We start from the raw sequence: 6,400 nt of genomic DNA on the forward strand, positions 1-6,400 counted from the left end.
CTGCATTCCTTATTGCCAAAAATGCTGCACCGTTAGTGCCATTTTTGCTGCACTCTAAATTGCCAAAAGTTGTGTATTCTGATTTACCGATTACAGAGGACCAAAGCGCAAAGGATACAAAAAATGAAACAGGAATCGAGTTTGATAATATTGCTATACAGGTGGGAAAAGAAAATACAACAACGGAAATAAGTGTTAATTATAATGATACTATTGATGTCTTTAATTACATTCCAAAGGATATAAAGATTGTCGATTTTCTAAAGTCGGTGATGCAAATGTTCAACCTGTATTTATACCAAGATAAAGACATTCCCAACCGTTTTATATTTTCTACTTACAACGATTTTTATAAGAACATTATCACTTTAAATCCCTCAAATTCTGTTGATTGGAGTGATAAAATTGAGTGGAACAAAGCTAAATTCTCAACAAATATTAACCTTCCAAAAAGTTACTCATTCAAATTTGTAGAAGATTCAGATATGATGAATGATTACTATTCGAGTACATACAAATCGAATTACGGTGATTATATGGTGTTGAATGAAAATGGTACAGAAGATGATAACGCAGTAGAATTAATATTTTCACCAACTCAAAACCTATCCCATTCAAAGGACTTAAAAAATCTTCCGATTTTATACGAATCAGATTCTTTGATGGGAGAGAAAAAGCCTTTTAAATCTAACATTCGGATTTTGTACAACAATGGATTAAAACCTGTTTCCCCTTCGTACGAAATTAAAAACGGTGATACGCTAATAGGTTATAGACCCTCATATAACTATTGTAGTATGTTGTCATTTAATACATTGGATGCTTTTGAGGGGATGTTATTATTCGATATTCCGTATAACTTGATGACTTATGATTATACAGCAATAAATAAGTCTAAATCATTATTCAATCTGTACTACACCAATAGGATAAAGGAGTTGACAGATAATAATTTGACCATTTTGGAAGTTGAAATATATCTAACTAAAGAAGATATTGAAGCGTTGGATTTTACAAAGCCTATATATATTGAAAATGAAGATGGTAACGCTTATTTCAAGTTGTTAGAGGTAAATTATAACAATAATACTTTACTATCAAAGTGCAAATTGCAGAAGATTACGATTTAATATATATTTGTTCATACAAGTACCCTACATATATTTACCAGAGTATGTAAATGAGGGCTATCCAATAGGGTAGCCTTTTTTGTTTTCCGCCCTTTGCCACCAAGCCAATATTTATCTAAAAAATATATGGCTATTAAAGGTAATAACAATAATAAAGAAGAGATTTTACTTGGTGTATCTGTCGATGTAGCAGAAGCGGAAAAGAAAGTTCAGGAATTAGAGAAAAAACTTGATGCTCTTCAAGAAGTTAAGTTAAAGGTCAGTGGCGATGCATTGGCACAGGTCAATATGGAGATTGAGCAAACGACCAAGGCAATAAAAGACTTAAATGAGACAATTATACAACCCTCTTCCAATGTTGACGAAGTTAAAAATATTGGGAAAGTAGTTGAAGACCTAAATGATGATATTCAAAATGTCAACAAGAACAAAATAAAACCTCAAACCGATAACAAGGACTTAAAAAATACAATCCTTTCTTTATCGGAAATGGAGGACTTATTGAAGTCTCTTCGTGACCAGCAGAGAACGACAAAAGACCCACTTAAATTACAACAATTATCAAATGAAGCAGGTGAATTAGAATTAAAAATTCGTGATATAAATGAACCTTTTCGGGACGTAAATAGGGAGATTGGGGAATTAGAGGACCGCTTATATGCCATGGCAACCGCAGGGCAACAGGGTAGTAAAGAATTTAATGAGATTCTTTCTAAGGTCGCACAGTTAAAAGAAAATGTCAAAAATGTTGATTTAGCGGTCGATTCGCTCTCAGTTGACAGATTTGGGCAATTCGTTCAAGCAGGGGAAAACCTTACTGGTGTATTAGGCGGTGTTACAGGTGCTTTGCAATTAATGGGTATTGAAAGCAAAACAGCAGAAGAAAACATTGCAAAGCTTATGCAATTACAATCCATCATGCAGGGCTTACAAAGCTTAAATCAATTCAGAAAGCAATGGACGGCTTTAATGTCATCTTTCAAAGCAGGTAAAGTTGCAACCGACACAATCAATACAATTAGTACTGCAACAGGTGAAGCAAGTACAGCAACGGAAGGTTTAACAAGTGCAACAAAAGGTGCTACTGGAGCAACTAATGGCTTTGGTATGGCATTTAAAGCAATCGGAATTGGTTTACTAGTTACTGCATTAGCATATTTAGTGACCAATTTTGACAAGCTTAAAGAAGTCGTATTTAATTTAATTCCTGGCTTAAAAGATGTTGCTCAATTCATTGGTAATATAATCCAAAAAGTTACTGATTTCATCGGAATTACATCCGAAGCAGGCAGACAACTAGAAAAACTAAAGAAGCTAAATCAAGGTATTGTAACGGGTATTGATAGCCAAATAGAAATGCTATCAGCAATGAATGATAAGGAAAAAGAAGTCTATGAATTATCGTTAAAACGTAACTCTTTAAAACGTCAATCATTAATCGAAACGGCAAAAGTAAATAAGAAGCTAAATGATGAGGAACAAAAACAACTAATTGAACTTAATACGGAGCGAAACGTATTGATATTGTCCGAAAGAAAGCGAATTAATGACCTTGCTAAAGAAAGAGCGGAAAAAAATAAACAAACTTATGATACGTTATTATCTCAATTGAAGGGGTATTTAAAAGAAGCTGAAAAAGTAACTTATGCATCAAATCATAATTCAAGACAAACCGATTTAAAAAATCTTTCCGATAAATACAAAGAACAGATTGCTGTAGCTCGCAAATTAAACCAAGATATAACAAAGCTTGAACAAGCCGAAAAAATTGAAAGGAATATTGTCAACAAAAAATATGATGATGAATATTTTAACTATATAAAGAGCAACAGCCGTCAGTTTTTGGATGACTTTTCAAAAGAATACTTAGAGACAATAGAAAGCTATACTAAGCAAAAAGAAAACGCAACAGCAGAGCAAAGGGTTGATTTAGATGCTAGATTGAATAATCAATTAACATATCTGTCACAACTTAAACAATTGTCAATTGCTCAAAAGGAAGCCGAAAAGGATTTGGCTAATTCAATGGATAAAAATGAAATAGACGAAGACGATACTTTTAAAATCCAAAAACAAAAGCTTGATGCTCAATTGCAAGCAAAAAAGGAGTATGAAGATACATTGTTAGCAATAACAACGGAAACTAAGAATCTTGAAAATAGCGAGATTCAACGACTATACGAAGAAGGTCAAGCGAGATTAAAGGAGTTAATGGCTGACCCTGCAACTAATGCGAATGAAATCACAAACATTCAAGCAGAGTTAAATGCAAAATTATCCGCAATCGAAGCGAACAATAAGGAAATTGAAGATGCGACTGAAAAACATAATGATAACATTCAAAAAGCGGAAAAAGCTAATGGCAAAGCAAAGAAAAAACTGTTGGATGAAGAAACCAAAGCGAAATTTCAAAATCTATCCACAATTAGCGATGCAACAAGTCAGGCAAGTGAACTATTAGGCGAGAGTACAGTTGCAGGTAAAACTATGGCAATAGCAAGTGCAACAATCGATTCGTATAGCGCAGGAGCAAAAGTAATGAAAGAGGTACCATATCCTTTTAACATTCCTGCAATGGCATCGGTTATTATGTCAGGACTTGCAACAGTTAAAAAAATAATGAGTGTTAAAGTTGATGGTGATACCTCAGGCGGAGCAGGAGCAGATGCACCAACATTTAGCGCACCGGTAATAAATAGTACGGTTTTAAAAACAGCTGAAAACGGAACCGACAAATTAAGCGATGTAATTCAACAGCAACAAGAACAGACAGTTGTTAAAGCTTACATAACAAATAGTGATTTGGAAACAAACGAACAGAAAAATCAATTCATCAAAAGAACATCGAGCTATTAGTTTTTTACCCCTTCAAGTAAGGGGTTTTTTATTCCCATCCAATATTTATTGGAAAAAAATATGGATAGAAAACTATATGAGCTAAAAATCAACCCAGCAATTGGAATGGATGTGAACGTGATTAGTATCGTGGATTCACCTGCCGTTGAAAGTTCATTTTTAGCCTTTAGCAAACAGGAAAAGAAAGAAACTTTTGCCGTTGCAAATGAGGATAGAATGGAGTTAATCGGTGTTGCAATGATTCCTGATAAAATCATACCACGTTTTGATGGAGTCACTAAAGAAGAATATGATGTGTTTTTCTCCAAAGACACAATTCGAACTATAGCACAAAACTATTTTTATAGTGGATACCAACATTCGATTAACCTTCAACATTCGGACACATTTGTAAATGCACATGTGTGGCAATCATATATTGTTAATAATGCTATGGGTATGAGTGCACCGCATGGAATTGATGCAGTTGACGGCAGTTGGATTGTGGGGGTACAGTTAGATAAATCAGATAAAAGTGCTCAAAAACTATGGCAGTTCATCAAATCAGGTAAATTCACAGGATTCTCCGTTGAAGGCTATTTTATTAACCAATTGACACAAAATTTCAATTCCCAATTGACTTTAGAACAAGAAATTGAAAATGCTTTACAAGCTCTAAATACTAAAAAATAGTAAGCCAATATTTATCAGAAAATAAGAGATAAAAATGAACATAAAATCATTTAAAGAGCTAAAAGCAAAATTTGAAAAATTAGTTTCTCAATTTTCATTTAAATCTTCAACGGTGGGTGAAACTGTATATGAGTATACGGCTAATGAGGTCGGTACAGAAGTATATGTTAGCACATCAACAGGTTCAGAACTTGCGCCGAACGGTACAGTTGAATTGCCTAATGGTGATTCCTTCGTAGTTACAGATGGCAAAATATCTGAAGTGTTAACAGTAGCAAATGATGTTGCTGAAGAAGAATTAAAAGCTGAAGACGAAGAAGAAAAAGGTGATGCTGAAGAATCAAAAGCTGAAGACGAAGCAATTGATTTATTAATCGAAGGTGTTGAGGATGAAAAGGATAAGGAAAAAGAAGACTTAGCCGAAGAGCCAACAGAAGACACCAAAGAAGTTGATGAATTAAAAGCTGAAATTGAAGCTTTAAAAGCAACAATCAAAGAACTTAAAGGGGAATTCTCTAAAGAAATCGACACCAAAATCGAAGAGTTTAGAGCTATTCTAAAGAATACGCCTGCATCATTTAGTAAACAAAATACTGTTGCAGAAGACGTAAAAGAAGACAAATGGGCAAGCTTAGCCAAGCGATACGCCTAATCAATTATTAAAAAAATAGATAAAAAATAATATGAGTTATAACGTAACCAATTTACCAGCATATACCTCGGAGCAGAGCCGTAAGTTTATGCTAAAATCCATCTTAGGTGGAAAGACAATTGAATTCTTAACAGAAAAGGGTTCTTTTGACCCAACAGCAATGGGTAATCAAGCTATCCAATTATTAGAAACAGATGTTGTATGGCAAGATGGTAGTGCTTGTAAACTATCTGAATTAGGTTCTGTAGCATTAGCACAAAACGTTTTGGTTGTACAACCAATTGCAATGAAGTTCCCTTTGTGCGCTCGCACTTTGGTAAAAACATACGCTGTAGAAGATTTAAAGGCTAAACAAAAAGGCGAAAGCGGCTTTGATGATGCTTTATTTATCGAATATATCGGTGATGATGTTGCAACAAAAAATCAAGCTGAAATCGAAAAATTAGTATGGCAAGGTGATAAAACAAAAACAGGTAACATGAAATTTATCGACGGTTTCTTGAAGCAATTAGCGACAGGTACATTTGATTTATCAGCGGTTACAGGTGCAGATATTGTTGCGGAATTACAAAATGCTTATTTAGCTATGCCTATTGAAGTAAGAGACCAAGAAGATTTCAGAATCTTTTTAGGTAAAGAAGTATACGATAAATACAAAGCTGTATTAGCAGGTAAAAATATTTATCAAGCTGTTGAAGATAATACACTATTCGGTACTACTGCAATTTTCCAAATCGCCACTGGTTTGAATGGAACAAACAAAGTTGTATTTGCACGTGCTAGAAACTTGCAAACAGGTGGTGATTTGAAATCTACTGAATTAGAACATTGGTATTCGAAAGATGACGATGAAGTAAAAGTACAAGCTCGTTTTTCTTTGGGTGCAACAGCAATCTACAAGCAAGAAATAGGAGTTTTGGACGTAGCGTAATAGCTACTTAAAAATTGAAATACAAGGGTGGTGCAATAACAACACCATCCTTTATTATATAAAAAATCACTTGCGTCCTAAACGTTTAAAAAGTGGCGGTGTTTGGATATAGCAAAGTTGCTATATTTAAATTGCAAAATTATAACACACCGCCATGAT

General features: G+C 34.1%; 5 protein-coding genes. All 5 read left to right on the top strand.

Annotated features, from left to right (window positions below; genetic code table 11):
* Nucleotides 1–1,130 (top strand): hypothetical protein (locus L1283_RS28080; RefSeq protein ID WP_429626781.1); only part of this gene is annotated, 1,130 nt, incomplete at its 5' end.
* A 126-nt stretch (nt 1,131–1,256) separates the two neighbouring features.
* Nucleotides 1,257–3,986, top strand: coding sequence for a hypothetical protein (locus tag L1283_RS28085; RefSeq protein WP_429626782.1), 2,730 nt, complete (start codon nt 1,257–1,259; stop codon nt 3,984–3,986).
* 60 nt (nt 3,987–4,046) lie between these two features.
* Entirely contained in the window at nt 4,047–4,658 is a 612-nt protein-coding gene (locus tag L1283_RS28090) for an XkdF-like putative serine protease domain-containing protein (RefSeq protein WP_429626783.1), read from the top strand.
* 34 nt (nt 4,659–4,692) lie between these two features.
* On the top strand, nt 4,693–5,310 hold the full coding sequence (locus L1283_RS28095; RefSeq protein ID WP_429626784.1) for a hypothetical protein: 618 nt from the start codon (nt 4,693–4,695) through the stop codon (nt 5,308–5,310).
* 31 nt (nt 5,311–5,341) lie between these two features.
* Entirely contained in the window at nt 5,342–6,241 is a 900-nt protein-coding gene (locus tag L1283_RS28100; protein ID WP_429626785.1) for a hypothetical protein, read from the top strand.
* Nucleotides 6,242–6,400 lie beyond the last annotated feature (159 nt).

It is taken from the genome of Sphingobacterium sp. HSC-15S19 (assembly GCF_050433745.1).
Lineage (GTDB): Bacteria > Bacteroidota > Bacteroidia > Sphingobacteriales > Sphingobacteriaceae > Sphingobacterium > Sphingobacterium siyangense.